Origin of the sequence: Anaerospora sp., assembly GCF_032013335.1 — a bacterium.
In the GTDB taxonomy this organism is placed as follows: Bacteria; Bacillota; Negativicutes; order Sporomusales; family DSM-15969; genus Anaerospora.
In genome coordinates, this window is sequence record NZ_DALZUO010000019.1 from 39,618 (window position 1) to 59,064 (window position 19,447).

15 protein-coding genes and 1 riboswitch are annotated in these 19,447 nt (G+C 46.5%); of the genes, 3 read left to right on the forward strand and 12 right to left on the reverse strand.

Going from position 1 to position 19,447, the window contains the following annotated elements:
• Positions 1-79: 79 nt before the first annotated feature.
• From RTR76_RS14600 to RTR76_RS14640, 9 genes are all read right to left on the reverse strand, one after another.
• A complete protein-coding gene (locus RTR76_RS14600; protein WP_312521918.1) occupies positions 80-1,372 on the reverse strand; it encodes a TRAP transporter large permease in 1,293 nt (430 codons plus the stop codon).
• Complete coding sequence (locus tag RTR76_RS14605) at positions 1,372-1,893, reverse strand: TRAP transporter small permease (RefSeq protein WP_312521919.1); 522 nt, start codon at positions 1,891-1,893, stop codon at positions 1,372-1,374. Before RTR76_RS14605 ends, RTR76_RS14600 begins: the two co-directional genes overlap by 1 nt.
• 9 nt (positions 1,894-1,902) lie before the next feature.
• Positions 1,903-2,988 carry a mannonate dehydratase gene (uxuA, locus tag RTR76_RS14610; protein ID WP_312521920.1) on the reverse strand — a complete coding sequence of 362 codons (1,086 nt, stop codon included), beginning with the start codon at positions 2,986-2,988 and terminating at the stop codon, positions 1,903-1,905.
• A 215-nt stretch (positions 2,989-3,203) separates the two neighbouring features.
• Positions 3,204-4,217 carry a zinc-binding alcohol dehydrogenase family protein gene (locus RTR76_RS14615; protein WP_312521958.1) on the reverse strand — a complete coding sequence of 338 codons (1,014 nt, stop codon included), beginning with the start codon at positions 4,215-4,217 and terminating at the stop codon, positions 3,204-3,206.
• 25 nt (positions 4,218-4,242) lie between these two features.
• Positions 4,243-5,730, reverse strand: coding sequence for an altronate dehydratase family protein (locus RTR76_RS14620; protein ID WP_312521921.1), 1,488 nt, complete (start codon positions 5,728-5,730; stop codon positions 4,243-4,245).
• On the reverse strand, positions 5,730-7,262 hold the full coding sequence (locus RTR76_RS14625) for a tagaturonate reductase (RefSeq protein WP_312521922.1): 1,533 nt from the start codon (positions 7,260-7,262) through the stop codon (positions 5,730-5,732). Before RTR76_RS14625 ends, RTR76_RS14620 begins: the two co-directional genes overlap by 1 nt.
• Positions 7,263-7,434: 172 nt before the next feature.
• The gene (locus tag RTR76_RS14630; protein WP_312521923.1) at positions 7,435-9,336 is read right to left on the reverse strand and encodes a sigma 54-interacting transcriptional regulator; all 1,902 of its coding nucleotides are present in this window, start codon (positions 9,334-9,336) and stop codon (positions 7,435-7,437) included.
• An 84-nt stretch (positions 9,337-9,420) separates the two neighbouring features.
• Positions 9,421-9,750: a hypothetical protein gene (locus RTR76_RS14635; RefSeq protein ID WP_312521924.1), complete on the reverse strand. Its 330-nt coding sequence runs from the start codon at positions 9,748-9,750 to the stop codon at positions 9,421-9,423.
• Positions 9,751-9,846: 96 nt separating this feature from the next.
• Positions 9,847-9,948, reverse strand: a riboswitch (guanidine-I (ykkC/yxkD leader).
• Position 9,949: 1 nt separating this feature from the next.
• Positions 9,950-10,525 carry an ATP-dependent Clp protease proteolytic subunit gene (locus RTR76_RS14640; protein ID WP_312521925.1) on the reverse strand — a complete coding sequence of 192 codons (576 nt, stop codon included), beginning with the start codon at positions 10,523-10,525 and terminating at the stop codon, positions 9,950-9,952.
• Between the two features lie 195 nt (positions 10,526-10,720).
• Between RTR76_RS14640 and RTR76_RS14645 the strand changes: the two genes are divergently transcribed.
• Positions 10,721-12,154 (forward strand): FMN-binding glutamate synthase family protein, encoded by a 1,434-nt coding sequence (locus RTR76_RS14645; protein ID WP_312521926.1) that lies wholly within the window; start codon positions 10,721-10,723, stop codon positions 12,152-12,154.
• Between the two features lie 7 nt (positions 12,155-12,161).
• On the opposite strand, the gene RTR76_RS14650 is transcribed toward RTR76_RS14645, so the two are convergent.
• Together RTR76_RS14650 and RTR76_RS14655 are read right to left on the reverse strand one after the other, a co-directional pair.
• Complete coding sequence (locus tag RTR76_RS14650) at positions 12,162-12,608, reverse strand: GNAT family N-acetyltransferase (protein WP_312521927.1); 447 nt, start codon at positions 12,606-12,608, stop codon at positions 12,162-12,164.
• Positions 12,609-12,815: 207 nt separating this feature from the next.
• Entirely contained in the window at positions 12,816-13,490 is a 675-nt protein-coding gene (locus tag RTR76_RS14655; RefSeq protein WP_312521928.1) for a Crp/Fnr family transcriptional regulator, read from the reverse strand.
• 113 nt (positions 13,491-13,603) lie between these two features.
• Between RTR76_RS14655 and RTR76_RS14660 the strand changes: the two genes are divergently transcribed.
• Both RTR76_RS14660 and RTR76_RS14665 read left to right on the forward strand, forming a co-directional pair.
• The gene (locus RTR76_RS14660) at positions 13,604-17,458 is read left to right on the forward strand and encodes an acyl-CoA dehydratase activase (RefSeq protein ID WP_312521929.1); all 3,855 of its coding nucleotides are present in this window, start codon (positions 13,604-13,606) and stop codon (positions 17,456-17,458) included.
• Positions 17,459-17,560: 102 nt separating this feature from the next.
• Positions 17,561-18,145, forward strand: coding sequence for a hypothetical protein (locus RTR76_RS14665; protein ID WP_312521930.1), 585 nt, complete (start codon positions 17,561-17,563; stop codon positions 18,143-18,145).
• Positions 18,146-18,180: 35 nt separating this feature from the next.
• Here RTR76_RS14665 and hutI read toward each other — a convergent pair whose 3' ends face one another.
• The gene (gene hutI / locus RTR76_RS14670; protein WP_312521931.1) at positions 18,181-19,422 is read right to left on the reverse strand and encodes an imidazolonepropionase; all 1,242 of its coding nucleotides are present in this window, start codon (positions 19,420-19,422) and stop codon (positions 18,181-18,183) included.
• Positions 19,423-19,447 lie beyond the last annotated feature (25 nt).

Genomic DNA, 19,447 nt, shown 5'->3' on the forward strand with positions numbered 1-19,447 from the left:
CTTCTTCTCCTCCAACATTTTATTTATTTGCTTCCAAGCTGCTATCTCTGTTTAGCATCATTGTATTTGTCACCTGTCATTACTTAAACAGAGATGGAAGCCATAGCACAGTCTGGGGGATATACGTAATTAACAGTAACACAACAATCATTGCATAGAAAAAGGGCATCATTGCTTTTGTTCCCTGTGCAATCGACACCCTGCCGATAGCACAGCCGATAAACAATACCGTTCCCACCGGTGGTGTCAGTAATCCCATGCCCGCATTAAAGATCAGCACTAATCCGAAATGAATGGGATCCATCCCCATCGCGGTGCAAACCGGCAGTAGTACCGGTGTCAGAATCAGAATCATCGGTGCCATATCCATTGGCCCGCCAAGAATCAGCAGCAACACATTAATCATGAATAAAATTACATACTTGTTGTCGGAAACACTCAAAAACCATTCGGTAATCAGGTCTGGTATGCTGAGATATGCCATTACGTAACCGAATGCAGCAGATGCTGCAATTAAGAAATACACCATGAGTACAGTGCGCAGGGTACGCTTCAGCACGTTCCACATTCTGTCCAATGGAACTTCGCGATACACACCAAAGGCTAAAACAAAAGAATATAAGACCGCCAGCGCTCCTGATTCAGTTGCAGTAAATATGCCGGAAATAATCCCGCCTAGAATAATAAAAGCCGGTGATAACGACAGCAGCCCGTGAAATACGATTCCCGGAACCTCCCGTCTGTCGATCGGCTCACTTGCCGGGTAACCTCGCTTGATTGCCATTAAATATGCCACAGTCATTAGCGATCCTAGCAGCATAAAGCCTGGAACAACGCCTCCCAGGAAGAGGCTTTTAATGGATAAGCCGCCTGCAACAATCGAATACAAGACCAGATTATGACTGGGAGGAACCACAACCCCCTGAATAGCAGAAGATATGGTAAGACCAACTGCATAATCAGCATCATAGCCTTTTTTCTTCATGGCAGGAATCATGACTGAGCCAACTGACGCCGCATCAGCACCGGCAGAGCCGGAAATATTGCCAAAGAACATGCACGCAATACAATTAACCAGGGCTAGTCCGCCACGAATGCGCCCTACCAGCAGGGTTGCCAAATTAACCAGCCGCTGTGCAAGACCACCTTCCCCCATGATTTGTCCAGTGAGGATGAAAAAAGGAATGGCCAGTAATGAAAAGGTACTAACCCCGTTAATCATTTGCTGACCTACTGTCGGCAGAGGCACCTCCAAGTACATCATAGTCAAAACAGATGAGGCAAATAGTGCCTGCGCTACCGGAAGCCGTAAAAGTACAAAGATCAGAAATGTGATTGCCAACAGCCAAACTGCAATGTCACTTGCCTCCATTATTGTCCTACCCCCGTATCTCCGCCAATTTCAATATCTGCTCCTTTATGGCGCTTAGTATCAATGCCTGCGAGATGCAGCAGGGAATAAGCACAGACCATAATTCCGCTTACCGGCATAACCAGATACACAATGCTGTTGGGAAGTTTTGTCGCCGGCAGCGTGGATTCAAACATGAGCACGGTAAACTCCCAGCCATAAACAACAAAGTACAAGCCATACAGCAGCCCCATTACATCAATCCACTTGTCAATCCATTTATTGATCACTGGCGGCAAACGATCCGTCAGAGCTTCTACTCCCATGTGAACCCCTTCCCGAAAGCCAATAGCAATTCCCATGAATGAGAACCACACCAGGGACAACAGGATTGCCTCCTCTGACCAGAAGAACACAAAGTTAAATAGTTTCCGGGTGGCCACCTGTACAATCATGATGATAATAACGCCTAGCAATGCGATAATGGCAAAATTCTCAAAGAAACTATCCAGCACCAGTGCTGCTCTTCTCAAGTATCCCATAGCTCCCGTCTACCTCTCCTTCCCGCAGTTTTCTCTGGCGATGGAATCCCACAATCCGCTTAAGTACACAGCTCCCAGAGACCGGTCATATAAGCCGTAACCTGGACGTCCTTCTTCCCCCCAGATCATCCTGCCATGATCCGGTCGCAAAGCACCTTCAAAGCCAGTGTCATGAAGGGCCTTCATAATGGCGTACATGTCCAACGAAGAATCATCCGACTTATGAGCCGTTTCTTCAAAAATTCCCGGTTCATGAATCTTGATGTTTCTTACATGGGCAAAATGAATTCTCCCGAGCTTGCCAAAGTGCCTGAATATCTCTGGCATATCATTTGCTTCATTCGCTCCCAGCGAGCCGCTGCATAGTGTCAACCCATTAGCAGGACTGTCGACTAAACCAATAATACGCTCCAGATTCGCTTTGGAAATAACTATACGCGGCAGGCCAAACACCGACCAAGGCGGATCATCAGGATGGATGGCAAGCTTAATGCCACACTCTTCAGCCGTAGGAATAACACCTTGAAGAAAATAGCCGAGATTAGCAAACAGCTGCTCCTCATCAACAGCTTTATAGAGTTCAAACAGTTTTTTCAGTTCCGCCAGTCTTTCCTTTTCCCAGCCCGGCAGTTCAAAGCCGTTTGCACCGGTTTCCATTTTCTCGGCCAAATATTCCGGACTGTAGCCCTTAAGAAGCTGCTCATTATAGGCCAGAGCAGTTGATCCATCGGGCAGCACTTTAGAAAGCTCGGTACGAGTCCAGTCAAATACAGGCATAAAGTTATAACAGACTACGGTAATTCCCGCCTTGGCTAAATTACGGAGCGTTGTACAATAGTTTGCTATGTAACGGTCCCGCGATGGTAAGCCAAGTTTTATATCTTCATGAACGTTCACACTTTCAACTGTCTGAAAAAGCAAACCGGCCTTTTCAATCTGTTCCTTTAACTCCAGGATATCGGGAAGCGGCCACACCTCACCAACCGGTATATGATATAGGGCGCTGACAATATTTTTCATTCCCGGTATCTGCTTAATGTAGCTGAGTGGTATCTTATCGAGCTTTTCCCCATACCACCGAAAAGACATTAGCATCAAACATTCCCCCTTACAATCTACCGCCTCCATACTACCATACTAGTATACCATTGTAAATAGAATATAAAGAATATTTAATATACTACCAAGCGCTGCTTTTATCCGCTTCTTTGTATCCCTGCTTTAATAGAAAAAGGTACCATACGAGACTACTCATACGGCACCTTATTTATGGCTCTTAAAATTAAGTTATTCATTACTCGGTTTTTTAGCTATACCAAGGCAACTACTTTTAAATAATTGCCGGGATTAATGGAAATATCGTGAACCAGCTCAGGAATTTCCTCAAAGGCGATGGTTTTTGTGATAACAGCAGCTACATCCACCTTATTTTCTGCTATGAGCTGAATGCTTTCCGGAAAGCTCCGGTAGCTGTTGCGTGAACCGACAATGTCCAGCTCTTTCTTAGTGAATAAGGCTGTAGGCAGAGAAATCTCATTCTTGGGCCAGCCTACCAGCGAAATACGCCCTGAATAAGCCGCATAATCGATACTGCTGCGAATAGCAGCAGCATTTCCTGATGCTTCTATAACCACCTCAGCCATAGTGCCCTGCGTAATTGCCTTAATTTCACTAACAGCATCCTGTTTAACAGGATTGATCGTATATTTCACACCAAGCTTGCGGGCAAATTCCAGCCGTTCTTCAACAGGGTCCACTACAACCGGTATTGCCTCAAGAGCCAGTGCATATTGTGCCGCGAGCAAGCCAATAGGCCCCGCCCCGGTAATAACAACATGCTCACCCTTTTTTACCCGAGAGCGTTTAACGGCGTGCATGGATATGGTAAGCGGCTCAACCATCGCGAGCAGATTCCAGGGAATATCAGCAGGAACCTTATGCACCAAATGGCGGGGATGACTAAAGTACTCCGACATGGCCCCATTGATGTGCACTCCCAATACCGTTAAATTTTCGCAGCAATTCGTATGTCCATTCTTGCAAGGATAGCAATTACCGCAATAAACGTAGGGCTCCAATACAACGCGGTCACCAATCTTCAGTTCCGTTTCATCTTCCGGTACCTCTAAAACCTCTCCAGCCACCTCATGCCCAATAATCCGGGGGTAAGACACTAGCGGATTCGTCCCTAAATATGCCCCAATATCGGAACCACATATACCGAAGCTGCGCACCTTAATCAACACATTCTGCTCTTTTCGCTCAGGCTGTGTAACGGCGGCAACTGCAATCTTGCCGGGAGCTTCTAAATAAATAGCATTCATATTCAAACCAATTCCTCTCCTTCCGTTATAAAGTTACGCCATTTTTGAAAATAGCAATTTCTCGAAAGCCCATTATCTCAGCTTTTGTTTGCTGACCGGAGGCCACCGCTAAAACGAATTGGAAAAATTCTTCCCTTACCGTTTCCACAGACTTTCCTGCAAGCATCTGACCTGCATCAAAATCCATCCAATTAGCCTTATGCCGGAACAAATCGCCATTCGTTGCTACTTTTATGGTCGGCACTGCTGTCCCCAGCGGTGTGCCTCGCCCTGTAGTGAAAAGCACAATCTGACAACCTGCTGCCGCTAAGGCGGTAGTCGCCACTGCATCATTACCAGGACCATTCAGCAAATTTAAGCCTTTAGCGCTTACCGACTGTCCATAATGCAAAACATCACAGACTATGCTGCGCCCGCCTTTTTGTGTACAGCCCAATGATTTTTCTTCCAGCGTTGAAATTCCACCCTGCTTGTTGCCGGGTGACGGGTTTTCATAAACCGGTTGATCATAAGACTTGAAGTAGGCTTTAAAATCATTGATTAAGGCTACGATTTTATCAAAAACGGCTTTATCTTTCGCACGATTCATTAGAATCGTTTCGGCGCCAAACATTTCCGGCACCTCTGTCAGGATACTGCTGCCACCGCAGGCCACAAGCTGATCAGAAAAAGCACCAACAAGCGGGTTGCCGGTAATTCCGGAAAACCCGTCGGACCCACCGCATTTCAAACCTACTACTAAGTCTGCAGCGGCACATTCGGACCGTTCATATTTGCTCGCATAAGCAACTAGTTCTTTGAGGATTTCCTGTCCGGAGACAACCTCATCTTCAACCTCCTGAGCGACAAGAAATTTTACACGCTTAGCATCAACCTCACCAAGCACTTTTTTAAATTCAGCGATATTGTTATTTTCACAGCCGAGTCCCAGTACCAAGACCGCTCCGGCATTAGGATGATTTACCAGTGCCGCCAGAATGCGCTGCGTGGTTTCATGATCGTCTCCCAGCTGAGAACAACCGTACGGATGAGTATATTCAAAAACTCCATCAACTGAACCCACTCCGGCAAACTCATCGTTGGCCCATTTTGCAAGCAGCTGAGCCGTACGGTTAACACAGCTGACAGTGGGAATAATCCAGATTTCATTACGCACGCCTACACGTCCATTTCCACGCTTATAGCCTTGAAAGGTCATATGGTTACAGGCAGCGGGAACCTGCAGCAGGTTAGGCTGGTACTCATATTCCAGTACATCGCCAAGATTGGTTTTACAGTTGTGCGTGTGCACCCAGTTTCCTGCTTTTACATCCTCTACAGCATGACCGATTGGGAAGCCGTATTTGATAACAGCTTCACCTTGTTGTATAGCTCTGATCGCAATTTTATGGCCCTTATCGATATCTTCAAGAGCAACCAGCGTTATTCCAGCGGATATAATCGCTTCCCCTGCTTTTATATCTTCTAACATAACGGCAACATTGTCAGCCTCGTGAATTTGTATCAACGCCATTACAGCTTACCCCCGACCAGCTTCTGAACGGTAGAGTGCATGCCATCATTGATGATTTGATAAAGATAGTCTGCTGTTTTTTCCGTTAAGCCGCTAACCGCATTAAGGTTTTGGCCCCATATCGCTTCATTGGCAAGTACCGCTTGCGTAAATACTGCCACACTTTCTTTTGTGCCCTCGCATGTGCTCCATTTTTCTGCAAAGAACTGTAGTACCGGCACATCATCTTTCATGATAAATTCTCCGGCGGTTCTCCTAGCCAGCATATTGGAGCCTTCCACTACACCATCCTTGTATACCGCCAGCAGTGCAGCCAGGGAAAAAGTCAGTTTTTCCGGTAATTGGCCGGTATGCTTCTGATATTCAACAATCGACGGCAGTACCCGTGCGGTAAACTTGGAAGATGAGTTCAGCAAAATGCTAAGTAAGTAGTGTTTAATAAAAGGATTCCGGAAGCGTTCAATGACAGCATCTGCAAAATCCACTAGCATTTGTTTTTCCAAGTCAATGGAAGGAATGATTTCTTCATTGACAATGTCTCTGACATATTTGCCTAGCACCGCATGATCCATCATCTCTTTGACTGCATCAATTCCATACAGGAACGCCGCCGGTACAGACGCAGTATGAGCGCCATTTAAGATTCTTACCTTACGAGTCCGGTAAGGCGTCATATCCTTAGTCCAAATCACATTTAAACCTGCTTTGGCAAACGGCAGCCGTTCTTCGAGTTCGGCAGGTCCTTCAATAACCCACAGATGAAAGAGCTCGCCTGCATTGATCAATTTATCCTGATAGCCAAGCTTAGCCTCAATGCTTTGCACTTCATCCCGGGGATAACCGGTTACCACCCGGTCAACAAGGGAATTTAAAAAGTGATTATGGCTGATAATCCAGTTTTTAAAGGCATCGGATAACTGCCATTCATCAGCAAGCTGCAAAATAGCTGCTTTTAATTTATCTCCATTGCGGTCAATGAGCTCACAGGGTATGATAACCATGCCTTTGGCCGGATCGCCTTTAAAATGTTCAAAACGATGGTGAAGATAAACAGCCAGCTTACCGGGGAAGGATTGAGGGGGCTGCATATCGGGTCTGTCATTCTTATCAAACGTTATGCCTGCTTCGGTCGTATTGGAAACAATAAACTCAATATCCGGGTTTTCTGCACAGGCAAGATACGCCTGCCAGTTTCTATAAGGATTAATCCCTCTGCTGACAGCACTGATAACTTCCTGTTGTTCAACTGGCTTGCCGTCCTGCAACCCTCTAAGCAGCAGCGTATACAAGCCATCTTGTTCATTTAAGACATCAACCAGTCCCTCAGGAATTGGCTGAACGGCAACAACACGGCCATTAAATTCACCTTGTTTGTTTAGCTGATGAATCATCCAGTCAACAAAAGCCCGCAAAAAATTACCCTCACCGAACTGAAGCACTCTTTCCGGGAGGTTTTCAAGACCTTTTGTCACTACAAGGCCCTCAGAAAAACGGAAATCACTGTTTAAAAGGTTCTTATCCAAACGCGACATAATAAATCCCCTCTCTTATCACTCTATTTCAGGCAATAGCACCTCTTATATCGATTCTGAAATGTTGCAAGATCTGTGCCAGCACTTGGATGGCCCAAACAAAGGCCTTGTGCTCAGCATTTCAAAAAAATTGTTCCGAATCAAAACATCATTGTTTCAATTCGGAACAGTGCTATGGTGATTCATCGATTTTTTTCTTTTTTCTCCACAGGGTAGTCCGGCCAATCCCCAAACGCTTTGCCGCCCGGGTATAGTTAAAGTTCTCCTCCTGCAAAACCTGCCTAATTCGCTCCCGTTCCAATTCTTCCAACCCAGTTTCGTCCTCTGCCGAAACTGAGTAATCCAAAGGCTCTTCAGAAATAAGTACGCGCTTAATATCAGCCACGCCAATCGCTTCCGTATCAGTCAGTAATAGTGCCCGTTCGAGAATAATGGCTAATTCCCGGATGTTGCCCTGCCAATATAAACGCTGCAAATAGACCAGAGCGTCCTTCTTCAGCTTTTTAACCTGCGGCGAGCCATCACTTAAGCTGCGCAGAAAATGCTCCGCCAGCAGGGGAATGTCCTCTGTCCGTTCTCTAAGCGGCGGCAGGTGAAGATGTAAAATGACAAGCCGGTAAAATAAATCGGCACGGAATTGTTTCTTGCCAACCAAATCAGTCAAATTTTGATTTGTTGCAGCGATAATCCGCACATCTATTGGAATAACCCGATGTCCGCCAAGCCGCATAACCTCTTTTTCCTGCAGCACCCTCAGCAGGCGCGCCTGCAGCGTCAGCGGGAGCTCACCCACCTCATCAAGAAACAGCGTACCACCATGGGCCAATTCAAAAAGACCGAGCTTTCCGCCCTTTTTCGCCCCGGTAAAAGCGCCTTCCTCATAGCCTAACAATTCACTTTCCAGCAAGCTCTCCGGTAACGCCGCACAGTTAATCGCCACAAAAGGACCTTGATTACGGGAGCTTAGTTTATGAATACTTTGAGCAAACATCTCCTTGCCGGTTCCCGATTCACCAGTAATCAACACTGTCGACCTTGAGGAGGCAAAGCGGCGGGTTTGCTGTTTAATTGCTTCGAGAACAGAGGAACTACCAATAATATCATCCAGACCCGCCTTAGCCACCAAACCCTTGGCATACAGCTTTTGCCGTATTGTTTGCTCAAAATGCTGCAGCTGCGTAACATCCTGAAAATTAGCTATAGCTCCAACAACGCTCCCGTCCAGCTTAATGGGGATTCGTTTGGTAGCAATAACTTTTCTGCCAATATGCTGAATTTCACCGATTTCCGGCATCCCATTCGCCAAAGTCAACGAAAGGCGCGTATTAGGAATCACTTCATTGATTCTTCTGCCAATTACCTCTGCCTGTGACAGATGAAAAACCTCACCGGCTGCAGGATTGAAAAATGTAATCAAGCCCGCTTTATCTACCGCTACAATTCCATCCGTCGTAGAATTAATAATCGTCTGCAGCAGCGCCGACCGCTCCTGCTCTCTGCGCCGCACCTCTACTACCAGCTCCGCTTCTTTAATCGCCTTATAAATTGCTTCTTTGCCGGACTCAATCGTATAACCGCCAAGCCCCATCTGTCGGGCACACGTGACGGCATTTACGTCTCCGATCACTACCTGAACCCCCTGGCTGGCCGCATACGCAATCTTATCAGCCGTTTCTGCCTCGTTTTCCAGCATAATAATGCGAATGGAGAGCCCTAACAGCTCTATCAGTGTTTCACATTCATAGATAACGTTACGAAAACCGGCAACGCCAATAAGCTCCGGACTAACTCCCACCTGTTTGATTGCCCGCAAAATATCAATGGCCGTAACCGGAATCTGCACCACCGGCACCGCTACACTTTCTGCAATCGCCAATGCCGTGCCGCCGCGGCTGATAATCACTTCAGCAGCATCTCTGTTCACTGCCTCCCGGGCTTGTTTCACCCCTTCCCGCGAATCGCCATGACTGATTTGAATCTTACTTTTCCACTCATCAGCCCGCTCAGTGACCAATGCTTCTGCAATACGCGCCATATGGGGAAAAGGGGCAATAAAACTAATCTTATAGTCCATATAGTTCTCCTATACCATTTGGGTTTCACAGACACCAAATTTGTACTTACACAATTCTTTCACCATTGCAGTTTCCCCTTCCGGTCAGTTGTTACCGGATTTGCCGGAGAACTTTTTCTGAGCCCACCTATCAAGCTGCTGAATATGTTTTTTACCAATCGTCAGACCGTATAAAATTAAACCCACAATAACTAAGGTAAACAAGTCCACCTCTTTTGTCCGCCAAAAGTTCAGCAACCCCAGCAGTACTTGTGGGATAACCCCTGTAACCACCAGCATAATCGATGCCGCACGAAACCAAAACCGGGACTGCATGTTATACCGGGCATATAACATAAATGCCGTAGCCGACCAGGCAAGACATTCCAACGCCAGCAGAATAACCCATTTGTTTTCCATTAGTAATAAATCCATTATATAACAACTCCTGCTTGTTTATTGTTACTTTGGTGAACAGTATATATTTTGCTAAACAGAAATAAAAAAACCTGGGCAGCACATTATCATATGCACTCCCAGGCTTTTATCCTTCCGTGTACACAGCCTTCAATCAACTGTGCGCCTTCTCTTGGACCAGTCCGGCTAAGCCGCGGAACCCTAGAAGGCTTTCTATTTATTTTGCTGACACTTCATCGTAATCACTAATAATTTGTTGAACAATGCCATACTCTTTTGCTTCTTCGGCATCCAGCCAATAGTTGCGCAGCGTATCTTTTTCCACCTTTTCCAGTGTCTGTCCGGTACGTTCGCTGATTAACCGATTGATTCTGCGGCGAATTTTAATCATTTCCTCTGCTTCAATCTGAATATCAGTGGCCTGTCCGCGAACACCACCTAAGGGCTGATGAATCATGTAGCGCGTGTTAGGAAGTGAATAGCGATCCTGTTTTTCAGCGGCAAGATAAATCGTAATACCAGCGCTGGCAACCCAGCCGGTACCGATTACAATCACCTTCGGTTTAACGAACCGGATCATATCATGTATTGTATCGCCCGCTTCCACATGACCGCCCTGGCTGTTGATAAATACTTTAATCGGCTCATCGCCAAGTTCTTGCAGTATCAAAAGCTGCGCAGCCACCCGTGCCGCTACATCCTGCGTAATTTCACCGGAAATAATAATGGTACGGCTTTTCAGTAATCTTTCCTGTAGTTTTTCTGAATACGTCTGTTTTTCCTGTTCTTCCATCTCTATCACTCCTATTCTATCTTACAATTTGCAAAACCCTTATAGCTAATGGTTCTTATTCAGTTGTTATTCTTTAGCAGGTGCAAAAAACCTTCTCCTTGCGCCAAAAGGTCATTACTTTATCGCAATTGCTGTATAACAATAGGCGCTTAATCGTATTCTAACAAAGACTACACGCCAAAAGGATGACCTGACATGCAAATTACGCTAAACAGAGAAACATTGTATCAATTAGGGCTGTTTCTAATCGCGCTTTTCGGGTTACTCGCAATCACAGCCAGGCCAGTTCTTCGCTATTGTATTAAGCAAATAGCAAATGACGCTGTTCATAAAATCCTCACAGAGAAATATGCGGATAACTTAGCCGAATTTTTGCCGTCACTAAAACGCATCTCCGTATTACATGCAATTGAAATGAGCCTCAGGGCAGAAGAGGGCAAGGTGATTACCCGTCCGTTGGGAACCCCTAAGCATTTCCTCGGATTTGAAAATCTCATGTTTCAGCCTCATCAGATGACGAAATTCCCGCTTCCCGTGAGTACGCAGCTTGATATGACGGTGGTGATTGCCCCTAAAGCTGAAAAACCCTTAACGATTCAAATACCACTAATGATCGGAGCTATGGCATATGGGCTAGCCCTAAGCGAAGAAGCCAAAATTGCTTTAGCCAAAGCAGCAAATATTCTGCAGACGACAACCTGCTCCGGCGAAGGCCCCGTACTGCCGGAAGAAGAAGCCATTGCCGAGAAATATGTACTGCAAATCAGCCGCTGGTCCTGGGGAGAACGAACAGATGAGCAAATCGCCGGTGCTTCTATGCTGGAAGTACAGATGGGACAGGGTGCTGATATGGGAGCAGCCCGTTTTGAGGCTGCGGAAATGGCCGGCAGAGCCCAGCAGCTCGGCCAGATCGCCCCAGGTGAATCGCCTGCTTCCTTTCCCGCCTCACCCGGTGTACAAACTCCCGAAGACTGGCCGGACTTTATGAGCAAGCTGAGAAAACGGGCTAAAGGCATCCCTATTGCCTTAAAAATTATGGCTACAGACCACTTGGAGGATGATCTGGCTGTTGCACTGGACCTTGGTTTTGATGCCGTTATCATTGACGGCGCTCAAGGAGGCGCCCACGCAACAGCTCCTATTAAGCAGGACGATTTTGGCATACCAAGTCTCTATGCCTTAATTCGTGCAAAACGCTACCTACAAAACCGCGATATCACCTTAATTGTGGCGGGCGGCTATTTCACTCCCGGCCAATGCCTGAAGGCACTGGCCCTTGGTGCCGATGCCATCTATCTTGCCACCATTCCGCTTTTTTCCTTAGCTCACAATCAGGGCGAAAAAGTTCTTCCCTGGGAACCGCTTACTACATTACTCTACTACCCGTCCCCCTCTAAAACGAAGCTTTCAATCGATACAGCTGCCACTTATGTTGCTAATTCCCTGACATCTATGTCGCTAGAAATGGAAGAAGCAATGCTTGCCCTTGGTAAAGCATCTTTAAAGGAACTCAGCCCTGACGACCTGGCTGCTCTTGATCCGTATACGGCAGAGGTAACAGGCGTAAAATTAGCCTTCACCCCAAAAAGCAGAAACAAAAAAGTAAAGCCGTTGCACACTATAAAGTAAAACCGTCTTAAGACAAATGAATGCGCAGCATATCGGCATGGGGAATACCATCTTCCAGGTAAACCGCCGAAACCGGTACAAAGCCAAAAGCGCCGTAAAAGTCTATTAAATATTCCTGCGCCTGAATTTTGATTGTACCTTCCTTTAATTCTTCCTCTACAAAGCAAATCGCTTTTGTAAGTAGCTCCTCAGCAATTCCCTTACCACGGCATTGCCTTTGGACGAGCACTCTGCCCAAAGCAGCTTGTCCCGCGGCCGTCCGGTAGATTCTCAAATAAGCAACCACTTCACCGTCCTGCTCTTTAAACAAATGGTAGGCGGTTTGATCTTTACCGTCAATTTCAGCATACAAACACTGCTGTTCCAGAACGAATACATTAAACCGCACCTGTAAAATCGCATATAACTCATCAATAGTAAGATCGGAAAACTTTTTTATTTGCCAAGACATCATGAATTCCTCCAGCGTTAAATTAGACTATTACAGTAAGAACCGTCGACAAAAGTAAGTTAACAAAAGGAGATCGCCACGCTGCGCTCGCGATGACATCCCACTTTATTGTCATTGCGAGGAGTAAAACGACGCGGCAATCTCCTTCCATGTACGTTTGTCTACACATGAGGGCTGCAACTATTTGCAGCCCTTTTGTTATACTTTCCGTTATTTAGCCAGAATCTCCATCAGACCCGCTCTGTCGATAATATATATTTTTTTGCCTGCAAGCCGAATAAGTCCTTCCCGTTCCATCATTCCTAATTCACGGTAAAGAGACGGCCTTGACACATCAAGGCTTTCTGCCCAGAACTTTTTGGAAGAAGGCAGCTCCACCCCCTTGCCTGGTTGAGGCTCACTTAACTCATAGAGTAAGGAAAACCCTATTTTCTGCCGGATAGAATCACAAGCCAAAAGCTCGGTCTTAATTGTAAGCTCGAGAATCTTATTCGCAAACAACTGCAAAAAATTACTTAAAAGAGCCGTATCGCGGGCAATCGCCGTAAGCATTGCTGCCTTGGGAATGAATAAAATTTGGCTGATGCTCTGACTAATCACATTACACGGATACGTATCTGCCCGGGAAAAAACTGCCGCTTCGCCGAACATCTCTCCGGGATACCGCAAAAATACAGGCGTCGCTTTGCCATTTGCCAGATTTTTTTCAATAGCAACACTGCCTTGCAGCAAAATACCAATGCGGTCTGCCGGCTGATCACTGCGAAATATTAGTTCCCCTTTTTTAAAATCGCCCACAACAATTTGCAGACCTGCTACGATCGTTTCAATTTCAACACTGGTTTTTCCACTAAACAATGCATTCTTTTGTAAAACTTCAATCATCGGCTAACCGCCTTTACAAAAGTTTAAAAGTGTCTTATGAGATACAGAAAAATACACGTATTATCCTTATTATAGAAGATAGTGATTATTAAAATCAATGAGGTGGAAATCTTATGTTTAGAATCGGTTTGGATATTGGCTGTTCTGCCTTAAAATATGCAATAGTAGATAAGTCCGGTGCAATCATTGCATCGGGGCTCAAAATTCATCGGGGAAGTCTGGACGACGCCCTGCTAGCTGCACTGGACGAAATGGAAGACACGGTACAGTCCGGCACCTTCCTGCTCGGCATCACTGGCGAGTTGGCCGAACGCTATCCGGCATTTTCCGCTTTTCACATCAACGAAGCTTCTGCCATCACCAAAGCAGTGCAAAAAACATATCCAGCCGCCCGCTCTATTATGGAAATTGGCGCGCAGCGAGCAAAATATATCAGCGGCTTCGCTTCGCAAACAACAAGCAGCTTTACTTTTGCCATGAACGGAAGCTGCGCTTCAGGTACTGGCGCTTTTATCGAAGAACAGCTGCAGCGCCTGTCAATTTCCTTTGAGCAATTTGATCAAATGGCAGGGAAGGCTAAATCAATTCCCGGCATAGCCGGACGGTGCAGTGTATTTTCCAAAACCGACATGATTCACCAGCAGCAATCCGGTGTACCGCTCGAAGATATTCTGCTGGGACTCGTGTATGCTCTTGTCCGCAATTACAAATCCAACGTAGTACAAAAGCACCCTGTTCAAAAGCCTGTATTGCTCGCTGGCGGCGTGACAGGCTCGGCACATGTCGTAAAAGCCCTGCAAGCTTTGTTCGATCTACAGGATGAAGATATTATCAGACCAATGCACCTCAGGCATATTACGGCTATCGGCGCAGCGCTGTCAGCCAGCGAAGAAAAGCTGCCCGCAAATCTCGCATGGCTCAAAGAAAACCTCGGTCAAGACCGGGATAAGGCAGTAACGACAGGCAAAACCTTGCTCGCCGACTGGGGCAGCAACGACAGCGTCGACAAACACAATGTTAGTCCGGTTATTACGCCTGAAGGTTATCTTGGCATTGATATTGGCTCAACCAGCACTAACCTTGTAGTAATCGATAGCGACTCAAGAGTAGTATACAGCACCTATTTGCGCACTGCAGGCAAACCGCTGGAAGCCGTGGAACAGGGGCTGGCCGATCTTAAAGAGAAGCTGGGTCACGATTTTTCAATCAAGGGCATTGGCACCACCGGCTCAGGCAGAGTATTCATTGGCAAAAAACTTACTGCTGATTTGGTGATTGATGAAATTACAGCGCAAGCCCGCGGAGCAGTGCATAGTGTAGGCGATGTAGACACAATTCTTGAAATCGGCGGGCAGGATTCAAAATATATTCAGGTTAAAAACGGTCTTGTGACTGATTTTGAAATGAACAAGATCTGTGCTGCGGGTACTGGTGCATTTATTGAAGAACAAATTAAAAAACTGGATATTCCTCTAGCTGATTTTGAAGCAATTGCCTTAAAAAGCAGCAATCCTTCCGATTTGGGTGACAGATGCACCGTATTTATTGAAGGTAATATTACCAAAGCACTGGCTATCGGTGAAACGAAGGAAGATATCGCCGCCGGACTGGCCTTTTCAATTGTCAGTAATTATCTGAACAGAGTAGTTGGCAGCAAACCTATCGGGGAAAAGATTTTACTCCAAGGTGGAATTGCCTTTAACCAGGCCATCATCAATGCATTCCGGGCTACCCTGCAAAAAGAAGTAACCGTTCCCGCTTTCTTTAGTGTTACCGGTGCATTGGGAACAGCCCTGCTGACAAAAGAAAAAATCCACCAGGCTCCCGTACAAGACAGCCCTGATGCCTTCGATATTGATCAGCTTAGTCAGGCGGCCTTCCTGCGCGGATACAATCCGGTAACAGATCCGTCTAAAAAGACCATTGGCATTCCCCGGGTCCTGTTTCTCAATAAAATGTTCCCCCTGTTTCATGAAGTGTTTACCACGCTGGGCTTTAATGTGCTGCTGTCGAAACCTACTGATGAAGAAATAATTGCGCTAAGTCAGCAATACAGTCTTGACGAAACTTGCTTCCCTATTAAGCTGGTAAATGGTCATGTTGCTTCCCTTATTGAGCAGAAAGTAGACTACATTTTCCTGCCAAGTCTTTATACGATGAAGAATCCCGGTTCTCATTCTTGCAATTATGCCTGCGTTTACATGCAAAGCGTAGCAAAACTGGCAGACCAGGCTATAGACTTCAAAAGTAAGGGTATTACTTTACTGGCACCGGCTTTATCCTTTAATTTCGGTAAGCTGTATATGCTGAAAGAATTGCTTCAGCTGGGAAAAAGTCTTAACAAATCCAAACCGCAGATGATGTTCGCCCTGATGAAAGGGATCAAACGCTTTACCGCCTATGGTAAAGAATTGGAGGAAATCGGACGTGACTATCTCGCCCGGCTGGCGCCAACAGAAAAAGCATTTATCCTCATCAGCCGCACCTACAACATTGCTGATCCCCGGTTGAACATGCAAATAGCAGCCAAGCTGCGTGAGAAAGGACATAAAGTAATCGAGCTGGCTCACATACCTGCCCATGATTTGGACATATCTGAGGATTATCCTAATATGTACTGGCCTTTCGGGCAGCATGCTCTTGCTGGCATTAGAATTACCAACAAGCACCCCCTGCTTTTTCCTATCTATATCACCAATCACGGCTGCGGGCCGGATACCGTAATCAGCCACTTTTTTAAAGAAGAAGCAGCCTCAAAGCCCTTCTTGCATCTCGAAGTAGATGAACATTTTTCTTCTGTCGGTGTAATGACCAGACTGGAAGCTTTCGTCAACAGTGTAGAAAACTATTGCCGCCATAACCAGCAGCCGCTTGATCAACCTTCCGTCAAAAAAGCCCTGCCCCCTTCGCAGAAAATGCTTATTCCTTATCTATATCCCTACAGCACCTTATTAAGCGCTTTTTTTACCAGACAAGGAATCCCTGCCTTAGAAATGATCCCCACCGGCCAGGAATCAATCGCTTTAGGCAAAAAATTATCAGTGACAAAAGAATATCTCCCCATGATTGCCCTCGCCGGTGATGCCTTGTATAACAGTTCTAAGCAGAGCGACACTGCTTACTCCTTATTTATTCCCAGCTCTGAAGGAAGCGAAGTGTCCGGGCAATACAGCACATTCGTCGAAAAACAATTACAGAAACAGGGTTATCCGGCCAGAATTGTTGACCCCCTGGTTGAAAACAGTCTGGGCGACAGCGCATACGGCTACGAGGCAGCGCTTTTAGTAACAGCAGGAGATCTGATCATGGCTGCAGACCAGGAAGACCGTGCCTTTTATCTTCAGGAATTTTTACAACGAATCACTAACGGCAGCCTCACAGAACAAGCCTTGTTAGATACTGCCGCAGCAATTGCTGCCAAAAACAATCAAAACGCTTCTCGCAAACGGCTCTCCATCCTTGGTGATTTTGCCGTTATATATAATCCATTTTTAAACGGCTCCCAGCTTGCTGCACTGGAAAAGAACCATAAACTGATTTACCAGCCGTTAGCCGAAAGCTTACTGTTTCTGACCCTTGATAAACTTGAAGGAGAAAAAAAGAACGCTCTTGCCCGAAAAAACGCCAGAAAGTTAGCAGCATTATTAAAAAATCTTGCTCTGCTTCTAGCCAAAGACAGTCCTTTTGAAACGGATATTTCCAGTCTCCTGCATACTGCCGACGATGCCCTGGGACTCTATGCCGGCGGCGCAGGACGCTACCGTATGAGTAAACTCTTTTATGCCAAAGAGAGAGCGGCCGGTATTATTAATGTAAGCCCCATGTATGAAAATACGGCTACCATCTTAAAAATACTGTCCAAAGCGCACGAAGAAAAAATTGCTCTCCCGGTGTTAGAACTGCAATTCGATCACAACAACCATACTCATAACAAAATCCTGCTTGACACCTTTATCGGGTATTTATGACAAGAAAACTGCCTGGCAGGTGAATCCGGACTTGCATCAGGCGAATTATGACCATATAATAGGTCGTAATAACAACGTTTAGGAAAGGGAGAATTGAGTTTTATGGCAACTGCACCTGTACCTCCCTATAAACCGACACCGCCTACTCCACCTGTAGTCCCCGGCACCACAACTACCGGCAGCCCAAACTCACAGCCAGTTCAGCAGACACAGACAGCACCTGCTGCTCCGGCGAAGTCCCCTGCTGCTGAAAGCTTGCAAAAGTTTGAAGATATGGGCAAAGCCTTTCAGGGGCAGACAGCGCAGCCGCCGGCTGCCGCCAATAGCGCTCCCCCTGCAGGAACTTCTTCTACCCAAACAGGTCAAACGGTACAAAAACTGCCCGCAGCAGCTGCCACAGTAGAAACAGAACAGGCAGCAGCGCAAACACTCATTCCTGCAAAAAGCCAGCTTCCTGATAAAAATACCAATATCAGCTCGTTGTATGGCTGGTGCTTTGCAGCCGTTGTCATTGTCGCCCTCGTACTGGTCGGGCTGCGGTTTTTTAAAACGAATCGATCACCGGCACCGCTTACAACTGCCGCTAAACCCCCAAAGGCACAACAGCCTGTACCCGCAATGGATATAACCACAGCATCGCAAGATGCCGCTCCAAAACCTAAGAGCAGTTTTGAAGTCAGAGTATAAGAGACAGCATTCAAATGAATGCTGCCTCTTTCCGTTTATCCTACTACTCGCTGCCCCCGTTTAACAACTGTTTTCACCTGATTGACTCCCCAGTGATAGAAGAGAAAATTTAAATCCGGTGCATTCCAAATCACGATATCACCTTGCTTGCCCGGCTCAACGCTGCCCACCAGGCCGGACCGGTTAACTGCCGCTGCGCCATTTAGCGTAGCGGCAGTTAACACCTGTTCAGGCGTAAGCCGGTACTTCAGGCAGGCAATATTCATAGGAATCTGAAGTGACTCATTGGGACAGGAGCCGGGATTAAAATCACTTGCCACAGCTACTGCAATGCCCTGCTCAATCATCTCTTTTGCCCTGGCGAATGCTTCGCCCAGATAAAAAGAAGTACCTGGCAGCAGAACGGCAATCACATCTGCTGCTGCCATAGCTGCCAGCCCTTTATCGTCTGCATGAATTAAATGCTCGGCAGAGATTGCTTTCACTTTGCCTGCCAATTCCGCTCCACCGAGAGTAGTAATTTCTTCGGCATGAATTTTCGGCATTAAGCCGCAGCGCTTGCCGCATTCCAATATCTGCTCCGATTCAGCTACCGTGAACACACCAGTCTCACAAAAAACATCACAGAACTCAGCCAGACGCTCTTGGGCGACAAGCGGAATCATCTCTTCACACAACAGCCGGACATATTCTGCACTTCGCCCTTTATATTCCACCGGCACGGCATGAGCGCCCATAAAGGTCGGTACAACATTTACAGCATGCATTTCTCCCAACTGCCTGATGGCGCGCAGCGACTTCAACTCGGCCTCTGTCGTCAGGCCGTAGCCGCTTTTTACTTCACAGGTAGTAGTCCCATGAGCAAGCATAATATCCAGCGAATTTATGCCCTGACGAATCAGCTCATCAACAGAAGCTTTCCGGGTCTGCTCTACCGTATGCAAAATCCCGCCGCCCTTAGCCAGTATATCAAGATAGCTTAGCCCCTGGAGTTTAAAAGCCAGTTCTCGCTGCCTCCACCCGGCAAACAGCAGATGAGTATGGGCATCGACCAGGCCAGGAGTAGCCAGCAATCCCTGTGCATCGATAACCGTATCGCTGGCTCCCCCCGTCCAGCCTTTTGCAGTCCCCGCTTTACCGATTTCTTCAATCAGGCCATCTTTCATCACAATATAAGTATCAGCGATAAACTGAATCTGCCCCTGGGCCTCTCCCTTTTGGGCCACAGTTCCTGTGGGAGTTGCCAGTAAACCAATATTTTTTATTATTGTTGCCATATTCGTCTGTCCTCCTCAGCACTCA